The sequence below is a fragment of the Nonomuraea sp. NPDC001699 genome, assembly GCF_053596455.1.
On sequence record NZ_JBSFGF010000009.1, the window covers coordinates 158,556 to 183,041 of the forward strand.

At 72.0% G+C, this 24,486-nt stretch carries 25 protein-coding genes; 11 read left to right on the top strand and 14 right to left on the bottom strand.

Annotated elements, in window-relative coordinates:
* Positions 1–12: 12 nt before the first annotated feature.
* From ACWCSU_RS27170 to ACWCSU_RS27195, 6 genes are read right to left on the bottom strand one after another with little or no spacing between them, the layout of a single operon-like run.
* Positions 13–1,602: a fused response regulator/phosphatase gene (locus ACWCSU_RS27170; RefSeq protein WP_357695780.1), complete on the bottom strand. Its 1,590-nt coding sequence runs from the start codon at positions 1,600–1,602 to the stop codon at positions 13–15.
* Positions 1,595–3,277 (bottom strand): ATP-binding response regulator, encoded by a 1,683-nt coding sequence (locus ACWCSU_RS27175; RefSeq protein ID WP_449938605.1) that lies wholly within the window; start codon positions 3,275–3,277, stop codon positions 1,595–1,597. Before ACWCSU_RS27175 ends, ACWCSU_RS27170 begins: the two co-directional genes overlap by 8 nt.
* Positions 3,264–4,265, bottom strand: coding sequence for an anti-sigma regulatory factor (locus tag ACWCSU_RS27180; RefSeq protein ID WP_357695776.1), 1,002 nt, complete (start codon positions 4,263–4,265; stop codon positions 3,264–3,266). The genes ACWCSU_RS27175 and ACWCSU_RS27180 overlap by 14 nt, the downstream gene beginning before the upstream one ends.
* A complete protein-coding gene (locus ACWCSU_RS27185) occupies positions 4,253–4,636 on the bottom strand; it encodes an anti-sigma regulatory factor (protein ID WP_449938888.1) in 384 nt (127 codons plus the stop codon). Before ACWCSU_RS27185 ends, ACWCSU_RS27180 begins: the two co-directional genes overlap by 13 nt.
* A gap of 8 nt (positions 4,637–4,644) precedes the next feature.
* Positions 4,645–5,010, bottom strand: a complete 366-nt coding sequence (locus ACWCSU_RS27190; RefSeq protein WP_357695774.1) for an STAS domain-containing protein — start codon at positions 5,008–5,010, stop codon at positions 4,645–4,647.
* Positions 5,010–5,852, bottom strand: coding sequence for an STAS domain-containing protein (locus ACWCSU_RS27195; protein ID WP_449938608.1), 843 nt, complete (start codon positions 5,850–5,852; stop codon positions 5,010–5,012). The genes ACWCSU_RS27190 and ACWCSU_RS27195 overlap by 1 nt, the downstream gene beginning before the upstream one ends.
* 247 nt (positions 5,853–6,099) lie before the next feature.
* Here ACWCSU_RS27195 and ACWCSU_RS27200 point away from each other — a divergent pair, with 247 nt between their 5' ends.
* Positions 6,100–6,750, top strand: a complete 651-nt coding sequence (locus tag ACWCSU_RS27200) for a biliverdin-producing heme oxygenase (RefSeq protein ID WP_449938611.1) — start codon at positions 6,100–6,102, stop codon at positions 6,748–6,750.
* Here ACWCSU_RS27200 and ACWCSU_RS27205 read toward each other — a convergent pair.
* Genes ACWCSU_RS27205 through ACWCSU_RS27220 form a run of 4 tightly spaced genes read right to left on the bottom strand, consistent with a single transcriptional unit; the run spans position 6,747 to position 10,762 of the window.
* A complete protein-coding gene (locus tag ACWCSU_RS27205; protein ID WP_449938613.1) occupies positions 6,747–8,756 on the bottom strand; it encodes an APC family permease in 2,010 nt (669 codons plus the stop codon). The two genes, ACWCSU_RS27200 and ACWCSU_RS27205, sit on opposite strands and share 4 nt — an antisense overlap.
* A 22-nt stretch (positions 8,757–8,778) precedes the next feature.
* Positions 8,779–9,156 (bottom strand): fluoride efflux transporter CrcB, encoded by a 378-nt coding sequence (crcB, locus tag ACWCSU_RS27210; RefSeq protein ID WP_449938615.1) that lies wholly within the window; start codon positions 9,154–9,156, stop codon positions 8,779–8,781.
* The gene (locus tag ACWCSU_RS27215) at positions 9,153–9,545 is read right to left on the bottom strand and encodes a fluoride efflux transporter FluC (protein ID WP_357695764.1); all 393 of its coding nucleotides are present in this window, start codon (positions 9,543–9,545) and stop codon (positions 9,153–9,155) included. Before ACWCSU_RS27215 ends, crcB begins: the two co-directional genes overlap by 4 nt.
* On the bottom strand, positions 9,545–10,762 hold the full coding sequence (locus ACWCSU_RS27220; RefSeq protein WP_449938616.1) for an ammonium transporter: 1,218 nt from the start codon (positions 10,760–10,762) through the stop codon (positions 9,545–9,547). Before ACWCSU_RS27220 ends, ACWCSU_RS27215 begins: the two co-directional genes overlap by 1 nt.
* A gap of 241 nt (positions 10,763–11,003) precedes the next feature.
* Between ACWCSU_RS27220 and ACWCSU_RS27225 the strand changes: the two genes are divergently transcribed.
* The 9 genes from ACWCSU_RS27225 (at position 11,004) to ACWCSU_RS27265 (ending at position 19,025) form a co-directional block, all read left to right on the top strand.
* Positions 11,004–11,936 (top strand): urea transporter, encoded by a 933-nt coding sequence (locus ACWCSU_RS27225; protein ID WP_357695760.1) that lies wholly within the window; start codon positions 11,004–11,006, stop codon positions 11,934–11,936.
* 9 nt (positions 11,937–11,945) lie between these two features.
* Positions 11,946–12,251, top strand: a complete 306-nt coding sequence (locus tag ACWCSU_RS27230) for an urease subunit gamma (protein WP_357695758.1) — start codon at positions 11,946–11,948, stop codon at positions 12,249–12,251.
* Between the two features lie 32 nt (positions 12,252–12,283).
* Positions 12,284–12,793 carry an urease subunit beta gene (locus tag ACWCSU_RS27235; RefSeq protein ID WP_449938619.1) on the top strand — a complete coding sequence of 170 codons (510 nt, stop codon included), beginning with the start codon at positions 12,284–12,286 and terminating at the stop codon, positions 12,791–12,793.
* A gap of 4 nt (positions 12,794–12,797) precedes the next feature.
* The gene (gene ureC, locus ACWCSU_RS27240) at positions 12,798–14,522 is read left to right on the top strand and encodes an urease subunit alpha (RefSeq protein WP_357695756.1); all 1,725 of its coding nucleotides are present in this window, start codon (positions 12,798–12,800) and stop codon (positions 14,520–14,522) included.
* Positions 14,519–15,190, top strand: a complete 672-nt coding sequence (locus tag ACWCSU_RS27245; protein WP_449938622.1) for an urease accessory protein UreF — start codon at positions 14,519–14,521, stop codon at positions 15,188–15,190. The genes ureC and ACWCSU_RS27245 overlap by 4 nt, the downstream gene beginning before the upstream one ends.
* Positions 15,191–15,279: 89 nt before the next feature.
* A complete protein-coding gene (ureG, locus tag ACWCSU_RS27250; RefSeq protein WP_357695752.1) occupies positions 15,280–15,957 on the top strand; it encodes an urease accessory protein UreG in 678 nt (225 codons plus the stop codon).
* Positions 15,939–16,880 carry an urease accessory protein UreD gene (locus ACWCSU_RS27255; protein WP_449938624.1) on the top strand — a complete coding sequence of 314 codons (942 nt, stop codon included), beginning with the start codon at positions 15,939–15,941 and terminating at the stop codon, positions 16,878–16,880. Before ureG ends, ACWCSU_RS27255 begins: the two co-directional genes overlap by 19 nt.
* Before the next feature lie 81 nt (positions 16,881–16,961).
* A complete protein-coding gene (locus ACWCSU_RS27260) occupies positions 16,962–17,561 on the top strand; it encodes a TetR/AcrR family transcriptional regulator (RefSeq protein ID WP_357695749.1) in 600 nt (199 codons plus the stop codon).
* A 57-nt stretch (positions 17,562–17,618) separates the two neighbouring features.
* Entirely contained in the window at positions 17,619–19,025 is a 1,407-nt protein-coding gene (locus ACWCSU_RS27265) for an MFS transporter (protein ID WP_449938627.1), read from the top strand.
* Here the strand turns inward: ACWCSU_RS27265 and ACWCSU_RS27270 are convergent.
* On the bottom strand, positions 19,015–20,244 hold the full coding sequence (locus ACWCSU_RS27270; protein ID WP_357695745.1) for a cytochrome P450: 1,230 nt from the start codon (positions 20,242–20,244) through the stop codon (positions 19,015–19,017). The two genes, ACWCSU_RS27265 and ACWCSU_RS27270, sit on opposite strands and share 11 nt — an antisense overlap.
* 124 nt (positions 20,245–20,368) lie before the next feature.
* Here ACWCSU_RS27270 and ACWCSU_RS27275 point away from each other — a divergent pair, with 124 nt between their 5' ends.
* Positions 20,369–21,763: an FG-GAP and VCBS repeat-containing protein gene (locus tag ACWCSU_RS27275; RefSeq protein ID WP_449938631.1), complete on the top strand. Its 1,395-nt coding sequence runs from the start codon at positions 20,369–20,371 to the stop codon at positions 21,761–21,763.
* Here ACWCSU_RS27275 and ACWCSU_RS27280 read toward each other — a convergent pair.
* The 3 genes from ACWCSU_RS27280 to ACWCSU_RS27290 are packed head-to-tail and all read right to left on the bottom strand — an operon-like array spanning position 21,748 to position 24,478.
* Positions 21,748–23,244, bottom strand: coding sequence for a sensor histidine kinase (locus tag ACWCSU_RS27280; RefSeq protein WP_357695741.1), 1,497 nt, complete (start codon positions 23,242–23,244; stop codon positions 21,748–21,750). The genes ACWCSU_RS27275 and ACWCSU_RS27280 overlap by 16 nt on opposite strands.
* Entirely contained in the window at positions 23,241–23,933 is a 693-nt protein-coding gene (locus ACWCSU_RS27285) for a response regulator transcription factor (protein WP_357695739.1), read from the bottom strand. The genes ACWCSU_RS27280 and ACWCSU_RS27285 overlap by 4 nt, the downstream gene beginning before the upstream one ends.
* Entirely contained in the window at positions 23,930–24,478 is a 549-nt protein-coding gene (locus ACWCSU_RS27290; protein WP_449938634.1) for a hypothetical protein, read from the bottom strand. Before ACWCSU_RS27290 ends, ACWCSU_RS27285 begins: the two co-directional genes overlap by 4 nt.
* Between the last annotated feature and the right edge of the window lie 8 nt (positions 24,479–24,486).

Here is a 24,486-nt window from a genome sequence, read left to right on the forward strand (position 1 = left end):
GGGACTGCGCGGTCAGGTTCCGGCGGAGTCCGCGTCGGGCGTGCGGCGGACGACGACCAGCGCCACGTCGTCCTCGCGCGCCCCGAACGCCGCCAGCATGCGCTCGGCGAAGTCCTCCAGGTCGTCCTCGACGGTCTCGGCGAGCTGCCTGGCCTTCTCCATGCTGTCGTCGAGCAGGACGTGCCGGTCCTCCAGCAGCCCGTCGGTGAACAACATCATCGTGCCGCCGGGCGGCAGTTTGAGCCGGTCCACCTGGTACCGCTCGGGCACCGCGCCGAGCAGCAGGTTCCCCAGGGTGTGGTAGGAGCTGCCGGGCCCGGCGAACAGCGGCGGCATGTGCCCGGCGTTGGCCAGCTCGATCTCGCCGGTGGCCGGGTCGATGAGCATCAGGCACACGGTGGCGGTCAGGCCCCGGTGGTAGCGCCGCATCATCTGGTTGAGCAGGTCGAGGGAGGCGCTCAGGTCCACCTGGGCGATGAGCGAGGCGCGCAGGGCGTGGCGCACCTCGGCCATGACGGTCGCGGCGTGCAGGGAGTGGCCCTCCACGTCGCCGACGGCGACCAGCACGCGTCCGTCGACCTGCAGCACCTCGTAGAAGTCGCCGCCGACCTCGACGTTGTCCACGGCGGGCTGGTAGCGCAGCGCGACCTGCAGGCCCGGCACCTCGGGGATGCGGCTGGGCAGCAGGCTGCGCTGCAGGGTCAGCGCGATGTCGTGCTCCTCGGTGTAGGCGCGCAGCGCGCCCAGGGCCAGCGCCAGCTCCTGGCCGAGCTGGCGCAGCAGGTTGACCTCGTCGGCGTCGAGCGGCGAGACGGCCTCGACCCCGAGGTAGACCGGCGACGGGGAGTTCTTGGTACGGCAGAGCACGCCGGTGGTGGAGCCCTCGGCGCGCACGTCGGGCAGCAGGCCCTGCCACTCGGTGCTGTCCAGGGTGAACACCCGGGCCCTGGCGGCGTCCTTGAGCGCCAGCTTCGACAGGCGGTCCAGCACGTCGGGGGCGGCGGCCTGGGCGGCGGCGGGCTCGCCGGGCCGGGCACGGTAGCGCCGCAGCCGCCCGTCGGGCAGCACGGCGAGCGTGCCGCAGTAGCGGCCGAGCACCTCGGCCGTGCCCTCCACGGCCACGGTCAGCAGCTCGTCGAACGTCTCGGCCTCGTTCATCCGCAGGGTCACCTCGGCCAGCTTGGCCAGGCGTTCGGCCATCAGCTCGGCCCGCCAGCGCGCCCGGTAGTAACGCAGCATGGCCTCGACGGTGGCGGCGAACTCGGTGGGCTCGATGGGCTCGCTCAGGTAGGCGTCGGCGCCGCGTTCCAGGCCCTCGGTGCGGTCGGCGGGGGTGATCGCGTTGGCCGACACCTGGATGACGGGGATGGAGGCGGTGGCCGGGTTGGCCTTGATCAGCTCGCAGACCTCGTAGCCGCCGATGTCGGGCAGGCGGACGTCGAGGACGACCAGGTCGATCTGGTTGGCGGCGAGCATGCCGAGTGCCTCCTCGCCGCCTCTCGCCTCCAGCACCTGGTGCCCGGAGCGGCGCAGCCAGCTCGACAGGATGTAGCGCTTGGTGGGCGTGTCGTCCACCACCAGCACGCGTGCGGACTCAGACATCCTGGTCCTCTCCAGCACCGCCGTTCTCGCCCTGGCGGGCGCTGCGGATGGCCTGCAGGAGGTGTTCCCTGCGCAGCCCGTGCTTGGACAGTACCGGCCGATTGCCGGGGGCGTGCTGCGGAGCGATGGTCACGATGACGACGGGGATGCCGCTCAGCCGCTCGTCCTCGGCCATCTGGTGCAGCAGGACGTTGCCGTCGACGCGGGGCATGAGCAGGTCGACGAGGATCACGTCGGGCGGGGAGGCGGCCATGACGTCGAGCGCGGCGGCGCCGTCGGCGGCCTCGTCCACGTGGACGGTGAAGCCGTAGAGCATGCGGCGGGCACTGGCGCGGAACACCTCGTCGTCGTCGGCGATCAGCACGCGTTCCAGCTCGGGCGTGCCGATCTGGTGCGGCAGCCGCAGGGTGGCGACGGTGCCCTCGCCCTGGGTGCTGGTGAGCTCCAGCGTGCCGCCCAGCGCCTCGGCGAGCCTGCGCGCGTACGGGAGGCCGAGGCCGGTGCCCCTCGCCCTGACCTGCAGCGATCCGGGAACCTGGTAGAAGTCCTCGAACACGCGCCTCAAATGTTCCTCCGAGATGCCGATGCCGCTGTCGGTGACCGTGATGACGATCTCGCCATTGGCTTCGTCGGCATGCGCGGCCAGCACTATCTGCCCGCTTTGCGTGAATTTGAGCGCGTTCGAGAGCAAATTACGCAGAATTCTGATCAACATGCTCTCGTCGGCGTACAGCTCGGTGGCCTCCGGAGCGATCTCGTGACTCAGCGTCACCCCGGCGCGCTCGCTGGTGGGACGCATGGTGACGTGCAGCTGCCCGGCCATCCGGGACAGGTTGACCAGCGTGGGCTGGGGATCCAGGCGGCCGGACTCGGCCTTGGCCATGTCGAGCAGCTCGCTGACGAGTTCGAGCAGCGTCTGCGCCGAGTCGCCGATCAGCCCGATCTGGTGGGTCTGCTCCTCGGTCAGCGGCTCGCCCCCCTGGCCGGTCAGCAGCCGGACCAGGCCGATGACGGAGTTCAGGGGGGTGCGCAGCTCGTGGCTGACGGTGGCCCAGAAGCGGTTGCGCGCCTCGATCGTCTCGCGGAGCTGGGTGGACTTCTCGTCCAGCTCGGCGTACAGGGCGACGACTCCCCTGTTGGTCTCCTCCAGCTCGGCCGAGAGCTGGTTGTACATGGCCAGCACGCCGGTGTTGGTCTCCTGCAGCTCGGAGTTGAGCCGCAGCACGTCCTCCAGGGTCTCGGCGAGCTCCCTGTTCTGCTCGCGCAGCTCCTCCAGCGCGCTGACCGGGGCCAGCTTGGCGAGGGCGGCGCGGATGGACTCCAGCGGGACGGCGGCCGCCCGTGGCCGCAGCCGCTTGGTGATCGTGACGTGGCCGTCGCCGAGGGTGATGTCGTCCACGAGCCGACCGGCCAGTGTCACGCCTTCGGAGCGGTCCAAACCGGATGGCCTGGTGTGCCGGATGGTGATCAGCAGCACGTCGCGGCCGAGCGTGATCACGGCGGCGGCGCCCTTGCCGAACGCCTCCCTGCCCACCTCGCTGAGGGCGGTGGCGACCCTGGTCTGGTCCTGCGACTCCAGCCCGACCAGCTCGGCGGCGGCCCGGCCGAGCCGGCGCAGGACGAAGACGTCCTGGTCGGTGTCGAGGCCGATCCTGACGAGCTCAGTTCCCGCCATTGCCGGGCCTCACCGTCACCACGCAGGCGTCGTCACGCCTGCTGCCGGCCTCGCGCAGCAGGCCCGCCGCGATGACCGCGGGGGTGCGCGCGAACAGCCCCGGCACGTTCCCGGGGTCCCATCGGTCGGTCAGGCCGTCGGAGTGCATGACGACGGTGGCGTACGGGGCGATGCGGTACTCGTACTGGCGCAGGGTGCGTCCCTGGTGGCCGGCGATGCCGGGCAGCGAGATCATGCCCTGCCGGCCGGTCGCGTCGGCCACCCAGCCGGAGACGTTGCCGAGCCCGGCGTAGGTGACGGTGTCCGGCCCGACCCTCGCCACCGCGACGGCGCCGCCGCGGGTCCCGTGCAGCCCGCGGTGCAGGTGTTCCAGGATCGACAGCGGCTCCTGGTCGTTGACCTGCGCGAACAGCTCGACGGCGGTCTCCGCGGCGACGGCGGCGATGTGGCCGTGGCCCAGCCCGTCGCACAGCAGCACCGTCGTCGTCTCTCCGTTCTCGGCGATGGCGTAGCCGTCCCCGCAGCTCACCTCGTCGCCGATCGGCCGGGTCAGGCCGCTGGCGCGCAACGGCGGGCCGGGCGTGCCCTCAGCGGTGAAATGCATGACGAGCACAGTGCCCATACCGGGCACCGAGTGAACGTCGTATCCGGTGGCGATGCGGGCGATCGCGCCCATGCCGATGCCGAGCGTGCCGGAGGTGGAGTAGCCGTCGCGCAGGGCGCGGGCCACGTCGGCCATGCCGGGGCCCTTGTCCACCGCGACGAGTTCCACCCCGAGCGGGGCCTCGGGGTGCGGCCGGACCAGGACGACGCCCTCCACGGCGTGCTTGACCAGGTTGGACACGGCCTCGCTGACGGCCACGGCGATCTGCCCGGTGCGGGTGGTGTCGAAGCCGGCCACCTCGGCCAGCGCGACCGCCTGCCGCCGGACGGCGCCGACGGCGCTCGGGTCCTCGGCGCGCACCCAGGCCGGGGTCACCTGGCCCACTTGGTCACCGTCACGGTCGTGCCCTCGCCGGGGGCGGAGATCAGGTCGAACTCGTCGACCAGCCGGCGCGAGCCGCCGAGGCCGAGGCCCATCCCGCCGCCGGTGGTGAAACCGTCGGTGAGCGCCTTGTCGAGGTCGGGGATGCCGGGGCCCTCGTCGCTGAAGATCAGCTTGAGGCCGCGTTTCCTGCCGTTCTCGACGAGGTCGATGCGCACGTCGCCGCCGCCGGCGTAGACGAGCGCGTTGCGGGCCAGCTCACTGGCCGCAGTGACGATCTTGGTCTGGTCGACGAGGGACAACCCCGCCTCGATCGCGAGGGTCCGTACGACCTGCCGGACCATCACGACGTCCGCGCTGCCCGCGATCGTCATCGTCTCGGTCACCTGTCGGCGCCCCTGACGTGGTCAAGGAGCGCCACTCCCTTCTCCAGGTTCAGCGCCGTACGCACACCGCCCAGCGACAGGCCCAGCTCGACCAGGGTGATCGCCACCGCGGGACGCATGCCGACGACGACCGTCTGGGCGTCCAGCATGCGGCACATGGTGGCGATGGTGGCCAGCATGCGGCCGATGAAGGAGTCGACGATCTCCACCGCGGTGATGTCGATGATCACGCCTCTGGCCCCGGTGGCGACGACCCGATCGGCCAGGTCCTCCTGGAGGGCCAGCACGCTCTGGTCCTCCAGGTCGATCTGGATGGAGACGATCAGGATGTCGCCGAGCTTGAGTACGGGCACCCGCTGCATCAGGCGTCCTCCGCCCGCACGGCGATCCGGGCGTTGTGCGACCGGATCACCTGCACGCCGCTGCGCCTGAAGGCGTGGGCGAGCGCGTCGGCCAGCGACGCCTTGGTGACGATGTCGCCGAACTCGATGCCGAGCGTGACGATGGTGTGCGCGATCTGCGGGCGGATGCCGGAGATGACGCACTCGGCGCCCATCAGCCTGGCGGCCACCACGGTCTTGAGCAGGTGCTGGGCCACCTGGGTGTCCACGGCGGGCACGCCGGTGATGTCGATCACAGCGTGCTCGGCCCCGGTGTCGACCAGGGTCTGCAGCAGCTTCTCCATCACGACCTGGGTCCTGGCGGAGTCGAGGGTGCCGATCAGCGGGACGGCGACGATGCCCTCCCAGAGCTTGACCACCGGGGTGGACAGTTCGAGCAGCTGCTCGGCCTGGTCCAGGATGATCTTCTCGCGGGCGTCGGAGAAGGTCTCGAAGGTGAGCAGGCCCAGGTCGTCGATGAGCCGGGAGAACCAGATGAAGCCGCGCAGGGCCTCGGCCTCGCCGTCGGCCTCGACGACCTCGTACAGGGCCTCCTTGAGGCCGAAGACGGCGCGGGCGGTGTCGGCCGGCGCGTGGCCCGCGCGGGCGCGGGTGCGGGAGAGCTCCGCGAGCAGGCCGCGGACGTCGGCGAGGTCTCCCTTGCCCTGGTCGAGCGCGGACCGCAGGGCCCGGTATATGTCGAGGAGCTCGTCCGACGGGGCCTTGGCGAGCTGCGCCCAGCGGGCGAGGATCTGCTCCTCGTGCTGCCGGAGCAGGTCCTCAATGCGTCGCCTGGCGACATCGGCTTGGACGGTCAAGATCACTCCTGGGTCGGCTGGCGGCTGACGGTGTCACCGTATGTTAGAGCGATTTTTCCAGGTAGCGGACCGTTTGGCGTCCACCACTGTACGCGACGGGGGCCTTGCGGGGTGTGCCCTCTTGAGCTCGTTCTTCCTGGGTAGAGGAACGGCGAGGCGAGTTTTGCTGACATGCTGTCGTCATCGCCTTGACGGAGCCTCCGAGGGTTTGTGACACTGTGTCAGAAACAGTCGCGCGAGTTGAGGAAGTGCTGTGACGACGTCGTTCTCCGAGATCTTGAGGGCCGCCACCTGGGGCGACCACGAGTCGGCCGAGTCCGAGGGCTACCTCGCCGAGCTGATGGGCGGCCGGTTGAGCGAGCACGAGTACGGCGAGATGGTCGCCCAGCACTACTTCGCCTACCTCGCCCTGGACGGCGTCTCGAAGGAGCTGGCCGACCACCCGGTCGCCGGCCGCTTCGTCTTCCCCGAGCTCTACCGCGAGCCCGCCCTGGAACGCGACCTGGCCACGATCTACGGCCCCGCCTGGCGCGAGCGCGTCACCCCCTCCAAGGCCACCCGCACCCTCCAGGCCCGCATCGAGCAGATGGCCGACTGGCCCGGCGGGTACGTCGCCCACCACTACACCCGCTACCTCGGCGACCTGTCGGGCGGCCAGTTCATCCGCATGGAACTGCAGAAGATCTTCGGCTACCAGGCCGGCGGAGGCGTCGACTTCTACATCTTCGACGAGGTGGGCAGCCTGCCGCGGTTCAAGACCGAGTACCGGGCGCGGCTCGACGCCCTCGGCGCGGAGCTCGACGAGCGCGAGCAGCGGCGGATCATCGGCGAGGTGCGGCTGGCCTACCAGCTCAACACCGAGGTCCTGGCCGAGCTCATGCACGTCGTCAGGGCCGCCGCCTAACCGTCGTCGGCGTCGGAGGCGGAGGCGGAGGCGTCGTCGGCCGGCTGCATGGCCAGGACGGCCAGGCGCGTGGGCAGGCGCGGGCGGCGCTCGGCGCGGCGTTCGCCCGAGGCCAGCCGGTAGGGCACCAGCGTGACCATCACCCCGGGGACCAGCAGCAGCTGGTCGCGCAGCCGGGCGGTCAGCCGGTTGTGCAGGGCCGGCTCCCACCAGTGGCCGGTCACGTAGTCCACGATGTAGACGGTCACGATGTGGCCGGGGTGCAGGGCCAGCCGGTCGCGCACGTGCCGCAGGATCGGGCCCACAGTCGTCCGGTAGGGCGCGTCGATCATCGTCAGCGGCACGGAGGAGGGGGCGTACCGCTCCCATCCTTCGCGCAGCTCGCGGGTCGTCTCCTCGTCGGTGCACACGTGCACGGCCTCCAGCCCGGCCGGACGGGTGGCCGCGGCGTAGGCGACCGCCTGGAGCGCGGGGCTGCCCAGCCGGGAGACCAGCACCATGGCGTGGGCGCCGGCGGGCAGCTCGACGGGCGTGTCGGGCGTGGTGGCCGCCTGTACCTGGTCGTAGTGCCGCCTGATGCCCTTCATGAGCGCGAACAGCCCGGGGATGGCCAGGCAGACGAGCCAGGCGCCGTTCATGAACTTGGTCACCAGGACGATCACCAGGACGGCGGCGGTCACCGTCGCGCCGGTCGCGTTGACGGCCTGCCGCCGGCGTACGCCGGGCAGACCCGAGCCGGTGCGCCGCCAGTGCCGGACCATGCCGGCCTGGCTCAGCGTGAAGGAGATGAAGACGCCGATGATGTAGAGCTGGATGAGCCGGGAGCTGTTGGCGTCGAAGACGACGAGCAGCACGGCCGCGGCCGTCGCGAGCAGCAGGATGCCGTTGCTGAACACCAGCCGGTCGCCGCGCTTGTGGAGCTGCCTGGACAGGTAGGAGTCGGCGGACAGGATCGAGGCCAGCATGGGGAAGCCGTTGTAGGCGGTGTTGGCGGCCATGATCAGGATCGCCGCGGTGCTGGCCTGGAGGAGGGCGTACAGGACGCCGCGGCCGAGGACGGCGTCGCCGATCTGGGCCAGGGCGGTGGGCTCGACGTACCCGGCGGGCATCCCGGCGAGCCTTCCGGGGTGGTCGGGGTCGGTCATCCGCACGTGGGTGAGCAGGGCCAGCACGGTGATGCCGGTGAACATGGTGACCGACAGCACGCCCATGATCGCCAGGGTGTTCGCCGCGTTCCTGCTCTTGGGCCGGCGGAAGGCGGGCACGCCGTTGCTGACCGCCTCCACCCCGGTCAGCGCCGTGCAGCCGGAGGCGAACGCGCGCAGCACCAGGAAGACCGCGACGAAGCCGACAGGCTGGTAGAGCGGTTCGATGGTGAAGTCGGCGCTGACCGCGCGGGGATGCTCGCCGGTCAGCAGCCGCCAGGCGGCGACCAGGAACATCAGGTAGACCGTGGCGATGAAGGCGTAGGTGGGCACCGCGAACCCGCGGCCGGACTCGCGGGTGCCGCGCAGGTTGACCAGGGTGAGCAGCGCGACGCAGGCCACGCTCAGGGGCGCCGACCAGCGGTTCAGGCCGGGCGCGTAGGAGGTGATGGCGTCCACCCCCGCGGCGACGGAGACGGCCACGGTCAGCACGTAGTCGACCAGCAGCGCGCTGGCGGCGACCAGGCTGGCGTTGACGCCCAGGTTCTCCCGGCTGACGACGTACGCGCCGCCGCCGCCCGGGTAGGCGTAGCAGGTCTGCCGGTAGGACACGATGATGATCACCAGCATGGCCACGATGGCCGCCGCGATCCAGCCGGTCAGGTGCAGCAGGACGAGGCCGCCCAGGGTGAGGGCCATGATGATCTGCTCGGTCGCGTACGCCACCGACGAGATCGGGTCGCTGCAGAAGACGGGCAGCGCCAGCCGCTTGGGCAGGAGCTGCCGCTCCAGGTGCTTGGTCCGCAGCGGGCGGCCGACCAGGGCCCGTTTGGCCCGCTCCCACGGGGACGGGACGGTCATGGGCGTTCCCGCCTCCTTCCGGTCAGCCGGCCAGCGCCCTGCCGAGCAGGTAGCCGAGGCTGACGACGGCCAGGCCGAGCACCACGTTCATGGCGATGTTGGCCAGCGCCCGGCCGGTGGACCCGGCGGCCAGCAGCTTCCAGGTGTCGGTGCTGAAGGTGCTGAACGTGGTGAGCGCGCCGCAGAACCCGGTGCCGACCAGCGACAGCACGGCCGGCGGCAGGGAGTCGCGCGAGGCGATGCCCATCAGGACGCCGAGCACGGCCGAGCCGATGACGTTGACGGCCAGCGTGCCCCAGGGCATCGCCTTGCCGGCCGCCTTGGTGACCCCGGCGTCCACGAGGTATCGGGCGGGCGCGCCGATCAGGCCGCCGACGAAGACCACCAGGACGAGGATCACCGCCGGCCGCCCAGCTTCAGGCCCGCCCAGACGGCCACCAGGCCCAGGACGACGCTGAGCACGAGGTAGACCGCCGCCCAGCCGGCCGCGCCGTCCACGGTCAGCTCGCGGACGCCGTCCACCAGGTGCGAGAAGGTGGTGAAGCCGCCCAGGAAGCCCGTGCCGAGCAGCGCCTTGACCGGCATGCGGTGCAGCGGGTGCCGGGTCAGCTCGCCGGTGAGCAGGCCCATCAGCAGGCAGCCGACGACGTTGACCACCAGCGTGGGCCAGGGCAGCGGATGGTCGGCGCCCATCAGCGTCTGGGTGAGCAGGTGGCGGACGACCGCGCCGACGCCGCCGCCCACCGCCACCAGGGCGAGGGCGCGGGCCGGATGCCGGGTGGCGGCCATCAGTCCTCCGTCCCGAGTTGCGCGTCGGTGCCGGCGAGCTGTTCGGCCTCGGTCTCGCGCATCCGGCAGACCCGGTCCACGACCCGGCCGATCAGGTAAGTGACGATGAAGGAGTAGAGCGCGACCACGATGATCGCGGCGAGCTGCTTGAGCAGCACCTGGATCGAGCCGCCGTAGAACAGGCCCTTGGTCGTGCTGGCGCCGACGCCGGTGGCGAGCAGGCCGATGAGGGCCGTGCCGACGATGCCGCCCGCGCCGTGCACACCGACGACGTCCAGGGTGTCGTCGTAGCCGAGGACGAGCTTCCAGGTCACGGCGAACGACACCACGACGGCGGCCACGATGCCGATGATCAGGGCGCCCTCGGAGTTGACGTACGCGCAGGACGGCGTGATGGCCACCAGTCCGGCCAGCGCGCCGGTGGCCGAGCCGAGCCGGGTGAAGTGCCGGTACCGGAACCATTCGATGACGAGCCACGTGAGCATCCCGGCCGAACCGGCGATCATGGTGGTCAGGAAGGCGTTGACGGCGATGCTCCCGTCGGCCATGGCCGAGCCGGCGTTGAAGCCGAACCAGCCGAACCACAGCAGGCCCAGGCCGAGCATGACGAACGGGATGTTGCTCGGCCGGGGCGGCTCCTTCCTGCGGAAACGCACGCCTGGACCGAGCGCGAGGGCCAGGGCCAGGCCGGCCATGCCGGAGTTCAGCTCGACGACCAGGCCGCCGGCGAAGTCGAGCACGCCCCACCGGCTGATCCAGCCCTGCCGGTCGAACACCCAGTGCGCGATCGGGAAGTACACCAGCGTCACCCAGACGATCGAGAAGACGATCCACGGCCCGAGCCGGGTCCGGCCGGCGACCGATCCGCTGATCAGGGCCACCGTGATGATGGCGAAGGTGAGCTGGAACAGCGCGAAGGCGTAGGTGGGGACGCGGCCGTGCAGCATGGTGGGCGTGATGTCGGCGAAACGCAGGTCGCCGAAGCCGATCACTCCGGCGCCGCCCACGTCGGGGCCGAAGACGAGGCCGTACCCGTAGCCGAACCACAGGATCGTGACCAGGGCTATCGAGACGAAGCTCATGAAGAGCATGCTGAGCACGTTCTGGGCGCGGACCATGCCGCCGTAGAAGAAGGCCAGGCCGGGCGTCATGAGCAGCACCATGGCGGCGCTCACGAGCACCCAGGCCGAATCCCCGGTGTTGAGCCCTGGCGGCATCGCTCGACCTCGCTTCCTGTCCCCAGACAGGATGATCGGCCGGAGTAGACGTAAAACGCCCTGGTCAAGGGCCTTTGCCGGGCCTGTCCATTGTTGAGGTGCTCTTAGGTCTCGACTCGTTTTCGACGGCCTTTGCAAAGAATGTCCATCGAATCACCGCCGCCGCGTGGCCCGCCGGACGCCGGGGAATGTTGCCGCTCGTTGACCCGGTTCCGGCGAGTGGCGAGAGAGGCAGGCGTACATGCGTGCCGAGATGCCCGACCTGCCGCTCGCCACGCTCCGCGGCTTCAGCCAGGTGGACCTGCAGAACAACCTGGCGACCGCGATCTGCTTCGTCGTAGCGTTGCTCGCCGCCGGATGGCGGTTCGCGCTCTTCGGCCTGATCGGCGCCGCCGTGGGCACGCTCACCGCCTGGTTCCTCGGCGCGGCGCGGGAGAGCGTGACCGCGGGGCTCGAAGGCTTCAACGGCACGCTGATCGGCGTCGCGCTGGTGCTTTACTTCCAGGCCCGGTGGATCACGCTGCTGCTGGTCGTCGTCGGGGCGATCATGGGCAGCGTCCTGACGGCGGCGCTCAAGACACTGCTCGGGCCGCATGGCCTGCCGGGGCTCACCGCGCCGTTCTGCGTGGTCGCCACGATCATGGTGGTCGGCGGCCCGTCCTACGAGCGGGTCTGGCGCAGGCACACTCTCGCGGCGCCGCCGTCGGCCACGTCCCCGGGGACCACGGTGACGTTCGCGGACCTGTGGCAGGGCCTGCTCAACGGCGTCGGCCAGGTGTTCTTCCAGGGCAAGTGGTACGTCGGGCTGATCTTCCTGATCGGCCTGGCGCTCGCCGGATGGCGGGTCGCGGTGGCCGCGCTGGCCGCCAGCGCCGTCGGGATCGTGGTGGCCGTGCTGCTCGGCGCGCCCGCGGCCGACATCGGCGCCGGCCTGTACGGCTACAACGCGGTGCTCACCGGCATCGCGCTGTGCTGCGCGTTCGTCGTGCCGACCGTGCTCGGCCTGCTGTACGCCCTGGCCGGCGTGGTGTCGGCGACCGTGCTGACGGCGTTCGTCGGCCACCTGTTCGCGCCGGTCGGCGGGCACACCCTGACCTGGCCGTTCGTCCTGGTCACCTGGATCTTCCTGGCGGCGGTCCCGGCGTTCTCCGGCGTCCGGCGCGCTTCCACCTAAGGAGAGCTCATGAACCTCGCACCGCGCGAAATCGACAAGCTGCTGATCTACGTGGTCGCCGACCTGGCCACCAGGCGCCGCGACCGCGGCGTGAAGCTGAACTACAGCGAGGCGGTGGCGCTGATCAGCGTCGCGGTCCTGGAGGCCGCGCGGGACGGCAGGACCGTGGCCGAGTGCATGGAGCTCGGCAAGCAGGTGCTCGGCGCCGGGGACGTCATGCCCGGGGTGCGCGAAATGCTCAAGCTGATGCAGGTCGAGGCGTCGTTCAAGGACGGTTCCAAGCTCGTTTCCTGCCACGACCCCATCGGCGGCTGACACCCGCCGCGACCAGAAAGGAGCGGTTCGCCATGACGGACACGGACCGGATCATGTACGGGGACGACCCGATCGAGATCAACGCCGGTCGCGCCTCGGTCACCCTGACCGTGCGCAACACGGGCGACCGGGCCATCCAGGTCGGCTCGCACTTCCACTTCTTCGAGGCCAACCGGGCGCTCAGCTTCGACCGCGAGAAGGCGTACGGCATGCATCTCGACATCCCGGCCGGGACCGCCGTCCGCATCGAGCCGGGTGACACCCACCAGGTCACGCTGGTCGAGTTCGCCGGCGGCATGCGCGTCGTCGGCTTCGCGGGCCTGGTGGACGGCGGACTGCGGGCCAGGGACAGCCGCACGCACGCCCTGCGCCGCCTGGCCGAGCTGGGGTACGCCGACCAGCCGGAGCCCGGGGCCACCGTCCGCGCGGCGGGCGAGGAGAAGCCGGCGCGGAAGGCGGCGGGCGAGGAGAAGCCGGCGCGGAAGGCGCCCGCCAGGAAGGCCGCCGCCAAGAAGCCGGCCGCCGGGAAGAAGAAGGCCTGAGCCGATGAGCACCATGAACCGCAAGCAGTACGTCTCCATGTTCGGCCCCACCGTGGGCGACCGGGTCCGGCTGGCCGACACCAACCTGGTGATCGAGATCGAGAAGGACCACACGGCCGGCTACTACGGCGACGAGGCCGTCTACGGCGGCGGCAAGACCGCCCGCGACGGCATGGCGTCCGACCCCGGCTCCCAGAACGCCACGATCGCGCTCGACCTGGTGATCACCAACGCGGTCGTCCTGGACCCGGTGCTCGGCGTCGTCAAGGGCGACATCGGCATCAAGGACGGCCGGATCGTCGGGATCGGCAAGGCGGGCAACCCGCACACCCAGAACGGCGTGGACCGCCGGCTGGTCATCGGCGCCGGGACCGAGGTGCTGGCGGGCGAGAACATGATCGCCACTCCGGGGGCCATCGACCCGCACGTGCACCTGATCGCGCCGCAGCAGGCCCAGACCGCGCTCACCAACGGCATCACGACGCTGATCGGCGGCGGCACCGGCCCCACCGACGGCACCCGCGGCACCACCTGCACGCCCGGCCCGTGGAACATCGGCCGCATGTTGCAGGCCGTCGAGGCGCTGCCGGTCAACATCGGCATCATGGCCAAGGGCAACGGCAGCCTGCCCGCCGCGCTCGCCGAGCAGATCGAGGCCGGGGCGTGCGCGCTGAAGGTGCACGAGGACTGGGGCTCCACCCCGGCGGTGGTGGACTGCGCGCTGCGGATGGCCGACGAGTACGACGTCCAGGTGGCGCTGCACGCCGACAGCCTCAACGAGGCCGGCTACCTGGAGGACACGATCAGCGCCATCAACGGCCGCGCGATCCACACCTTCCACACCGAGGGCGCGGGCGGCGGGCACGCGCCGGACATGATCCGCATCGCCGGCGAGCCGAACGCGCTGCCGTCCTCGACGAACCCGACGCTGCCGTACACGATCAACTCGGCGGACGAGCTGCTGGACATGGTGATGGTCTGCCACCACCTCAACCACGACATCCCCGAGGACGTCTCCTTCGCCGACAGCCGGGTGCGGGTGGAGACCATCGCCGCCGAGACCGTGTTGCAGGACATGGGCGTGATCAGCATGTTCTCCTCCGACTCCCAGGCGATGGGCCGGGTCGGGGAGACCTTCACCCGCGCCTTCCAGACCGCCCACCACTGCAAGGACCAGCGCGGCCGGCTGCCGGAGGACTCCGAGCGCAACGACAACGCCCGGGTGCTGCGCTACCTGGCCAAGCTGACCATCAACCCGGCCCGTACGACCGGCATCGCCGAGACCGTCGGCTCGCTGGAGGACGGCAAGCTGGCCGACATCGTGCTGTGGCCGTTCACGTCGTTCGGGGCCAAGCCCGCGCTGGTGGTCAAGGGCGGCCTGATCAACTGGGCGCAGATGGGCGACCCGAACGCCTCGCTGCCCACGCCGCAGCCCGTCTACTACCGGCCGATGTACGGCGCGATGGGGATGGCGCAGCGCAAGAGCAACGTGACGTTCCTGCCGGACGCCGCCATCGCCGCCGGGGTGCCCGAGCGGCTCGGCCTGCAACGGCTGATCGCCAAGGTGCGCCACACCCGGACGGTGGACAAACGGCACATGATCCGCAACAACGCGCTGCCGAAGATCACCGTGGACCCGGAGACGTTCAAGGTCACCGTGGACGGCGAGCACGCGACGATCGCGCCGGCGCAGGAGCTGCCGCTGAACCACCTGTTCTTCCTGGCATGAGCCTGCTCGCCCAGCTCCAGCTCACCGACTCGGCCTTCCCCGGCGGCCTGTACACGCTCTCGCACGGGCTGGAGGCGTACGCGCAGGCCGGGCCGGTGGACGTCGCCGCCCTGCTGGAGGACCTGCTGCTGCACGCGGCGGGGCCGGGCGACGCCACCGCGCTGGTTCTCACCCACCGGGCGGTGACGGCGGGCGACTGGGACGCGGTGGTCGAGATCGACCGGCGGCTGCACGCCGTCAAGCTCGGCCGGGAGATCCGGGCCGCCGCCACCAGGACCGGCAACCAGGTCCTGCGCACGGCGGCGCTGGTCTTCGCGACGCCGGAGCTGGCCCGCCTGTCGGGGCTGGCCGACGCCAGGGTCACACCGGGCAACCACGCCGTGGTGCTGGGCACGGCCTACGCCGGGCTCGGCGTCCGGGAGGCCGACGCGGTGACCGGCGACCTGTACGCCTTCGCCGCGAGCTGGGTCGGCGCCGCCGTACGGCTGCGCCGGCTGGACTTCCGGCAGGCCCAGGCCGTCCTGTACGGCGCGGCCGGCGCGATCGGGCGGGCCGCCGCGCACGCCCTGGCCGCCCGCGGCCCGCTCGACCTGCACGCCGCCACCCCGCTCGCGGACACGATGAGCGCCGCCCACGAACGCGCCGAGGCCCGCCTCTTCGCCACCTGACAGGCCCGGCCGAGAGCCCCACGCCCAGAACCGGCGGAGAGCCGCCGGAGCGCCACTGATGACAGCCACCTGAGAAAGAGGCCGCGCACATGCATCACCACCACCCGCACCCCGCCGTCGAGGTGCCCTCGGGCACCGCCATGGACCACGTCTTCAAGATCGGGATCGGCGGGCCGGTCGGCTCCGGCAAGACCGCCCTCATCGAGGCGCTGGTGCCCGTCCTGCTCGAACGGGGACGCAACGTGGCCGTCGTCACCAACGACATCTACACCCAGGAGGACGCCCAGCACGTCCGGCGCACCCTCGACGGCGTGCTGGACCCCGCGCGGGTGGTGGGCGTCGAGACCGGCTCCTGCCCGCACACCGCCGTGCGCGACGACCCGACGATGAACCTGGCCGCCGGGGCCGAGCTGCTGGAGCGCTTCCCCGACATCGACACGCTGCTGTTCGAGAGCGGCGGCGACAACCTGACCCTCACTTTCAGTCCCGTCCTGGCCGACGTCTACGTCTTCGTCCTGGACACCGGCGAGGGGGACAAGATGCCGCGCAAGCGGGGGCCCGGCATCACCGACTCGGACCTGCTGGTCATCAACAAGATCGACATCGCGCCGTACGTGCGGGCCGACCTGGAGGTCATGTCCCGCGACGCCGACCGGGTCCGCGACGGGCGGCCGGTCGTGCTCACCGACGCCCTGCGCGGCACCGGCGTGGCCGAGGTGGCCGACTTCGTCCTCAGCGGCGCGACGGCATGCTCGCCGGCCCGGTAGACCGGCTGGCCGCCGGCCACTACACGATCGACTCGGTCCCGGCGGACGTGGCCCGGTACGCCGACGTGCCCGACACCCTGCCCGTCGGCAGCCCCGGCAAGGTCGGCGTGCTGGACCTGGCGTTCGAGCGGCGCGGCGGGCGTACCGAGCTGACCGGCCACTACCAGAAGGCGCCGCTGCAGATCATGCGACCGCACTACTACGACCCGGCCCGGCCGGACCTGCCGTACCTGATGGTGATGTCCACCGGCGGCGGCGTGCTCCAGGGGGACCGCCACCGAATCGACGTGACCTGCGGCGCGGGCGCGTCCGTGCACGTCACCACGCAGGCGGCCACCAAGATCTACCGGATGGAGCAGGACTACGCCACCCAGCTCCTCACGCTCACCGTGGGGCCGGACGGCTACCTGGAGTACCTGCCGGACCCGGTGATCCCCTTCGCCGGGTCCCGCTTCTACCAGCGCACCCTGGTGAACGCCGGGCCCGGCGCCACGGTGATCCTCGGCGAGACCGTGCTGGCCGGGCGGCTGGCCCGGGGCGAGCGGCACGCCTACACCGCGTACTGCAACGACCTGGACGTCCACGACGCCGGCGGGCGGCTGCTGTTCGCCGACCCGATCAGGCTCGTGCCCGGCCGCGCGCCGGTCACCGGCCCGGCGATGTTCGGCGACCACGGCGTCCTGTCCACCCTGTACGTGATCACCTCCGCCGTGCCCGCGGACCAGCTGGCCGGGGCGCTGCACGAGACGGCGACGGGCAGCGGGCTGGCGGGCGGGGCCAGCACGCTGCCCAACGGGGCGGGCGCCTGGGCGAGGCTGCTCGGCCCGGAGTCGCCGCCCGTCCTGGCCACCCTGGAACGCCTGTGGGACCTGGCCCGGCGCGCCGTCACCGGCGACCCGGCCCCGGACCGCCGCAAACCCTGAGCCGGTCCCGAGAAGGGGGCTGACCCGGCCCCCAGGGACCGTCCCGGGTGCGCCGGGGGCGATCCGGCCTACCATGGGCCTATGCCCCGCATCTCGGCCGCCACGATCGGCGAGCATCGCGCCCAGACGCGCGACCGCATCCTGCAGGCCGTCTCACGCCTGTCCAGGGCCCAGGGCATCGACGCCATCTCCCTGACGGACGTGGCCCACGAGGCCGGCATCACCCGCACGGTCCTGTACAACTACTTCCCCGACAAGGCCGCGCTGCTGCTGGCCTTCACCGAGCGCGTGACCAGCTACTTCATCGAGAGCTACGAGCGGGAGCTGCCCGAGGAGGCCTCGCCCGCCGACCGGTTGCGGGCCTTCGTCCGGCTCCAGCTCGCGGGGCTGCTCGCCCACCCCCACCCGGGCGCGGCCGACCTCGGCGCGGCGCTCGGGCCCGACGCCTACCAGCAGCTCGCCGAGCACGTCGCGCCCATGCAGCGGGTGCTGGTGGAGATCCTCGACGACGGCGTGCGGTCCGGCGACTTCCAGGTGCCGGAGGTGGGGGCGACGGCACGCATGGTGCTGGCCGTCATCGGGGCCGAGCGGGTGCCGCTGATCAGCGGCGAGGTCACGGTCGAAACGGCCGAGCAGGCGGTGGCGGGCTTCGTGCTCCGGGCCCTCGGGGCGCGCCCGTAGGACCGCGACACCGGGGTGGCCGTCGCGGGCCGCCGGAGCCGGTGACAAGATTGTCAGATGGGACAGAACGGGCACGTCCAGGTCAGGTCGGCGCGGGGGCGGTGGATCCTCGGCGCGACCGTGCTCGGCTCCGGGCTGGCCCTGCTCGACAGCACCGTCGTCAACGTCGCGCTGCCGTTCCTCGGCAAGGAGCTGCACGCGGCCATGGACGGCCTGCAGTGGACCGTCAACGCCTACACCCTCACCCTGGCGGGCCTGATCCTGCTGGGCGGCTCGCTGGGTGACCGCTACGGGCGGCGCAAGATCTTCCTCATCGGCACGGTGTGGTTCGCCGTGGCCTCGGCGCTGTGCGGCCTGTCGCCGAACATCGAGTTCCTGGTGGGGGCCCGGGCGTTGCAGGGCGTCGGCGGCGCGCTGCTCACCCCGGGGTCGCTGGCCATCATCCAGGCGTCGTTCGTCAAGCAGGACCGGCCGCGGGCCGTCGGCGTCTGGTCCGGGCTGGGCGGCGTGGCCAGCGCGATCGGGCCGCTGCTCGGCGGCTGGCTGGTGCAGACGGCGGGCTGGCGGTGGGCGTTCCTGATCAACCTGCCGTTCGCGCTGGTCGTGGTGCTGGTGACGCTGCGCCACGTGCCGGAGAGCCGCGACGAGGAGGCGGCCGGGCGCTTCGACGTCCTGGGGTCGCTGCTGGCGGCGCTGGCGCTGGCCGGGATCACGTACGGGCTGATCGAGAAGGGCGCGCCGGTGCCGCTGATCGCGGGGGTGCTGCTCGGAGCGGCGTTCGTGGTGACCGAGCGGCGCCGGTCGCCCCAGGCGCTGGTGCCGGTCGCCATCTTCAGGAACCACGTCTTCACGGCGGTCAACGTCGTCACGCTGATCATGTACGCCGCCATGGGCGTGGTGTTCTTCCTGCTGGTGATCCAGCTTCAGGTGGTGTCCGGGTTCTCGCCGATCGCGGCGGGGCTGGCGATGTTGCCGACCACGATCCTCATGATGCTGCTGTCGTCGCGGGCCGGGGAGACGGCCCGGCGGTTCGGGCCGCGCTGGCCGATGACGATCGGCATCCTGCTGGCGGGGGCCGGGTTCGTGCTGATGAGCATGATCGGCCCGCACGCCTCCTACCCGCTGCTGGTGCTGCCCGCGGTGACCGTCTTCGGGCTCGGCCTGTCGGCGGCGGTCGCGCCGCTGACGGCGACGGTGCTGGCCACGGCCGACGAGCGCTACGCCGGCACGGCCAGCGGCGTCAACAACGCGGTGGCCCGCACCGGGAGCCTGCTGGCGGTGGCCGCCGTGCCGCCGCTGGTCGGCCTGGTGGGCGACGCGTTCCAGAACCCGCCGGTGTTCAACGCCGGGTTCCGGACGGCCATGCTGATCAGTGGCGGCATGATGGCGGTCGCCGCGGCCATCACCTTCTTCACCATCAGGACGAACGTGCTGGCCGGGGAGCCCGAGGCCGTCAGTACGTGAACGCCTGACCGCGCACGCTGTTGTCGAAGTTCGACAGCAGCAGGTCGGGCTCGCCGACCGAGCGGATGCCGGGCAGCCTGGTCAGCAGCTCCCTGAACATCGTGCGCATCTCCTGCCTGGCCAGGTTGGCGCCGAGGCAGAAGTGCGGGCCCGGCCCGCCGAACCCGACGTGGGGCTTGGTGTCGCGGGTGATGTCGAAGGTGTCGGGGTCGGGGAAGACCGACTCGTCGCGGTTGGCCGAGCCGTAGAACAGCACGACCTTGTCGCCCTGCTTCAGCTCCAGCCCGCGCAGCGTGTAGTCCTCGGTGACCGTGCGGCGGAACTGCATGATGGGCGAGACGTAGCGGACCATCTCCTCGATGGCGCCGTTGATGTGGGCGTCGAAGTCGGAGGTCAGCAGCTCGCGCTGGGCCGGGTTCTCGGTCAGCAGCCGGATGCCGTGGGCCATCGTGTTGCGGGCGGTCTCGTTGCCCGCCACCAGCAGCAGCGAGAAGAACGAGCCGAGCTCCTTGTCGGTCAGCTTCTCGCCGTCGGGGTTGGCGTTGACCAGCAGCGAGACCAGGTCGCCCTTGGGCTCGGCGACGCGCTCGTGGCCGAGCTTGATGACCATGCGCTGCAGGGCCAGCAGGGCCAGCATGTTCTGGCCGGCCATCTGGACGCTGCGGGCCAGGCTGGGACGCACGCCGGTGTAGGCGGTGGAGACGTCGACGTGCTGGTGGACCTTGGCGCGCAGCTCCTGCGGGATGTCGAGCATGTCGCAGATGACGTGGATGGGGAGCTTGGCGGCCACCTGCGTGACGAAGTCACGCGGGCCGTCGGCGACGACGTCGTCGACGATGCGGGCGCAGGCGGCCTCGATGTCGCTCTGGAGCCCGGCCAGCATCTTCGGGCTGAACGAGCGCGTCACGATGCGGCGCAGACGGGCATGGCGGGGGTCGTCCATGTTGACCATGGACTCGCCGAACACCTGCTTGACCCAGCCGGGCGGCTCGGGGTTGGTCACCGCGGGCTCGCTGGAGAAGATCTTGGCGTTGCGGCTGGCCTCGACCACGTCGGCGTGCCGGACGAGGGCGTAGAAGCCCTTGCCGGAGCGGAGGAGGGGCACCTTCTTCTCCGGGAAGAACACCGGGTGCTCCAGTTGCCGGAGCCGGGCGAATGCCTCATTCCGCTCTTTAAGCGGTTTGCGCCAGAAGTCCAGATCAGCGAGGTCGATGTCCACCCGTCTATCCTGGCACGCTCCCACCCCCGGCCGGACGGGCCGAAAGTCCCTTCCGAAGCGGATGTGCATCGTGCCCTCCTGGCCCGTTCTCGTGGCGTTAAGTCCGGGTTCGACCACAACGGAGATGACTGTCCGTATGAACGCGTTGCTCGCCGCCTGCCTGGTCGTCCCCCTCGTCTCCGGCACCGGCCCCGCCGCCGCCCGCGCGTGCGGTGGGCACCCCCTCGACTTCGACGGCGACGGCCGCGCCGACATCGCCGTCGCCGCCCCCTACGACGACTCCAGGGCCGGTTCGGTCACCGTCATGTACGGCTCGGGCCGGACCGTCAAGCTCACCCAGCCCGGCGCGGAACCCGGGGACGCCTTCGGCTCGGCGCTGGCCGTCGGCGACTTCAACGGCGACCGCTGCGCCGACCTGGCGGTCGGGGTGTCGGAGGAGTTCGACGGGGCACGGGTGCCCGGCGCGGACGGCAACGGCGTCGTGCAGATCTTCGACGGCTCCCCCGGCGGCCTGGTCGCCGGCGAGGAGCTGGCGCCGGCCGGGCGGGGCAGCGACCGGTTCGGCGCGGCGCTGGCGGCCGGCGACTTCGACGGCGACGGCCGCGACGAGCTGGCCGTGGGCTCCCCCAGCCACTCCTCGGGCGGCGCGGTCACCGTCTACTGGACGAAGGGGCGCGGGACGTACCGGGTCACCCAGCAGACGTCGTGGGTGCGGCAGACGGCGAACGTCACCGACCAGTGGGGGGCGGCGCTGGCGGCCGGCGATTTCGACGGCGACGGCCGGGACGAGCTGGCCGTCGGCGCGCCCGCCGACAGCGTGCGCCTGGACGGCCAGGGCTCGGTGACCGTGCTCGACCCGCGCGCCCGCCGGGCCCGGCTGCTCACGCAGAGCTCGCCCGGCATCGCCGGCGCCGCGGAGAAGTGGGACGCCTTCGGCGCGGCCCTGGCCACCGGCGACTTCGACGGCGACGGCCGCGACGACCTGGCGATCGGCGTCCCCGGCGAGGGCCTCAGCGCGAACCAGCGGGCCATGGACTACGGCGACGGCACCGTGGACGTCCTGTACGGCTCGCGCGCCGGCCTGCGCACCCACGGGAGCGAGGCGTGGTCGCAACGCTCGCTGAAGGGCGAGCCGCGCTACTACGACCGGTTCGGCGCGGCGCTGGCCGCCGGGGACTTCACCGGCGACGGCAGGGACGAGCTGGCCGTCGGCGTGCCGGGCGAGCACGCCGTCCAGGTGCTCCAGGGGCGCGCGTCGGGCGGCCTGACCCGGGTGGGGAACCTGCTGATCAAGGGCAGGGGCCGCGACTTCGGCGCCTCGCTGGCCACGCTCCCCGGCGGGCGCGGCGGCCGCTTCCGCGCGCTGGCAGCCGGACGCCCCTTGGACGGGGTGCTGGTCGCCGCCCCCGACCAGGGCCTGGTCATGTACGCCCCCGGCGTCCGCGAGCCCGGCCTGCGCCTGGGCCCGCTGCGCCAGGTCTCCCAGGGCACCGGCCTGTACGGCTACGCCTTCGGCTGACCCCCGGACCCCGCGGCGGCCCGCCCCGGCGGCGGCTCGGACGGCAGGAGCACGCGGAACAGGGCGCCCTTGCCCGGCTCCCCCTCCGCCATGACGACGCCGCCGTGCGCCTCCACCAGCGTCGCCGCGATCGACAGCCCCAGCCCGGCCCCGCCCACCCCGCGCGCCGGGTCGGCCCGGTAGAACCGCTCGAACACCCGCTCGGCCACCTCCGGCGGGAACCCCGGCCCCTCGTCGGCCACCTCCACCACGGCCCGCTCACCGTCCACGCCGACGCGCACCTCGAACGGCGTCCCCGGCGGCGTGTGCTGCAACGCGTTGCTCACCAGGTTCCCGAGCACCTGGCCGAGCCGCGACTCGTCGCCGGTCACCAGCACCTCGCCCTCGCCGCCGTCCAGGCGGACCAGCTCGATCCGCCGGTCCGGGGCGAGCGTCTGGGCGTCGATCACCGCGGTCGCGGCCAGGCTGAGCAGGTCCACCGGCCGCCGGGCCAGCTCCCGCCGCTGGTCCAGCCTGGCCAGCAGCAGCATGTCCTCCACCAGCAGCCCCATGCGCGCGGCCTGTCCCTCGATCCTGCTCAGCAGCCGCACGGCCTCGGCCAGGTCCTTCTCCTGGCCCAGCCGGAACAGCTCGGCGAACCCCCTGATCGAGGTCAGCGGCGTGCGCAGCTCGTGCGAGGCGTCGGCCATGAACCGGCGCATGACCTCCTCCGAACGCCGCGCCGCCGTGGCCGACTCGCGCGCCGACTCCGCCGCCGCCTCCCGCTCGCGCACCGCCGCCTCGATCTGGGCCAGCATGCCGTTGAGCGAACGGCCGAGCTTGCCGACCTCGGTGGTGCTCGCCCACATCGGCACCCGGCGCGACAGGTCGCCGCCCGCGATGTCCCTGGCGGTGCTGCCGATCTCGCGCAGCGGGCGCAGGCTCCGCCGGACCAGCCAGTAGCAGGCGACGCCGAGCACGACCAGCGTGCCGCCGCCGGCGAAGGCCACGATGAGGGCGAGCCGGCGTACCGTGCCCTCGACGTCGCCGAGGCTGATGGCGATGATCCGGCTGCCGCCGTCGCGGCCGGGCACGGCGACCACCCGCCAGTCCGGCCCGCCGGGCGCCGTCGACTCGACGGTGAACGGCCGCCCGCCGCGCGCGGCGACGTCCGCGCCGGTCAGCCGGGGCAGCCTGGGCGTGTGCTCCTCGGTGGACTCGCTCATCACCCGTACGGTGGCGCCGCCCGCGTCCACCAGCACCGAGTGGAACAGCCCGAAGAAGCGCTGCGGCTGCCGTCCGACCGGCCAGGCCTCGGGCGGCGGCGGCATGTCGCGCGGCGCGCCGGCCGCCACCAGTTGCCGGTCCACCCGCTCGACCAGGTACCCGCGCAGCAGTCGCACGGCGAACAGGCCGGTCAGCGTGATGGCGAGGGTGACCAGCAGCAACGTGGCCGAGACCAGGCGCAGCCAGAGCGGGGCGCGGGCGAGGTGCTTCCTCATATGCGGGGCGGACGCAGGATGTAGCCGACCCCGCGCAGCGTGTGCAGGTACTTGCGGTCGCCGTTGTCGATCTTGCGGCGCAGGTAGGACACGTACGACTCGACCAGGCCCACGTCGGTGCGCCAGTCGCCGTTCCAGACGTGGTCGAGGATCTGCGTCTTGGACAGCACCCGGCCCACGTTCAGCATGAAGTACCGCAGCAGCCGGAACTCCGTCGGCGACAGCCGCACCGGGACGCCGTCGCGCCAGACTTCGTGGCTCTCCTCGTCCAGTTCCAGGTCGGCGACGCTCAGCCGGTTGGGCGGCGGCGCGCCCCTGCGGGTCCTGCGCAGCACGGCCCGGATCCGGGCGATGACCTCCTCCAGGCTGAACGGCTTGGTCACGTAGTCCTCGCCGAGGCCGAGGCCCGCGATCCGGTCCTCCGGCGTGTCCTTGGCGGTGACGAACAGCACCGGGACCCGGCGGCCGCGGGACCGCAGCCTTCCCGCGACCGCCAGGCCGTCGATGTCGGGCAGCATCACGTCGAGCATCACCAGATCGGGCGTGCTCTCCTCGGCCACCCGCAGCGCCTCCCGCCCGTCGGCGGCGGTCAGCACCTCGAACCCGGCCATGCGCAGGCTGGCCGAGAACAGCTCCCTGATGTTGGGTTCGTCGTCGACCACCAGCAGCCTGGCCTCGGGTCCGCTCATCGCGGGCCCCCTCCCTGCGTGCCCTGCGTGATCGTGGTCGCGGTGACCGAGCCGTCGCCGGACTGCTGGCCGCGCACCACGATCGTGGTGCCTGCGGCCAGGTCGGCGACCTTGCCGGGCTTGGAGATCTGGACCGTGGTCTGGTCGCTGGTGGTGACCGTCACCGTGGAGCCGTCCATGGTCTTGACGTAGAGCTTGTCGCCGTCGACCTTCTCGACGGTGCCGATCGTGCCGCCGCCCACGCGCTGCCCGAAGCCGCCGTTCTGGCCGCCGCCCGGCTGTCCTCCGCCGGGCTGGCCGCCGTAGCCGCGCTGGCCGTAGCCGCCGCCGGGGAACTGGCCGTTCTGACGTTGGAGCTGCGCGGCGGCCGGCGTCCCGGTGGACGTGCCGAACAGCTTGCCCGCCTGGATCCCGATGAGGACGCCCGCCACCAGCAGGACCCCGGCGGCCAGCCCGAGCGTCAGCTTCGAGACGCCCTTGCGCGGCTGGACGGCGAGCTCCTCCCCCAGGTCGTCGGGGAAGGGCGAGGAGTCGAGCCTGTCCATGTCATTCT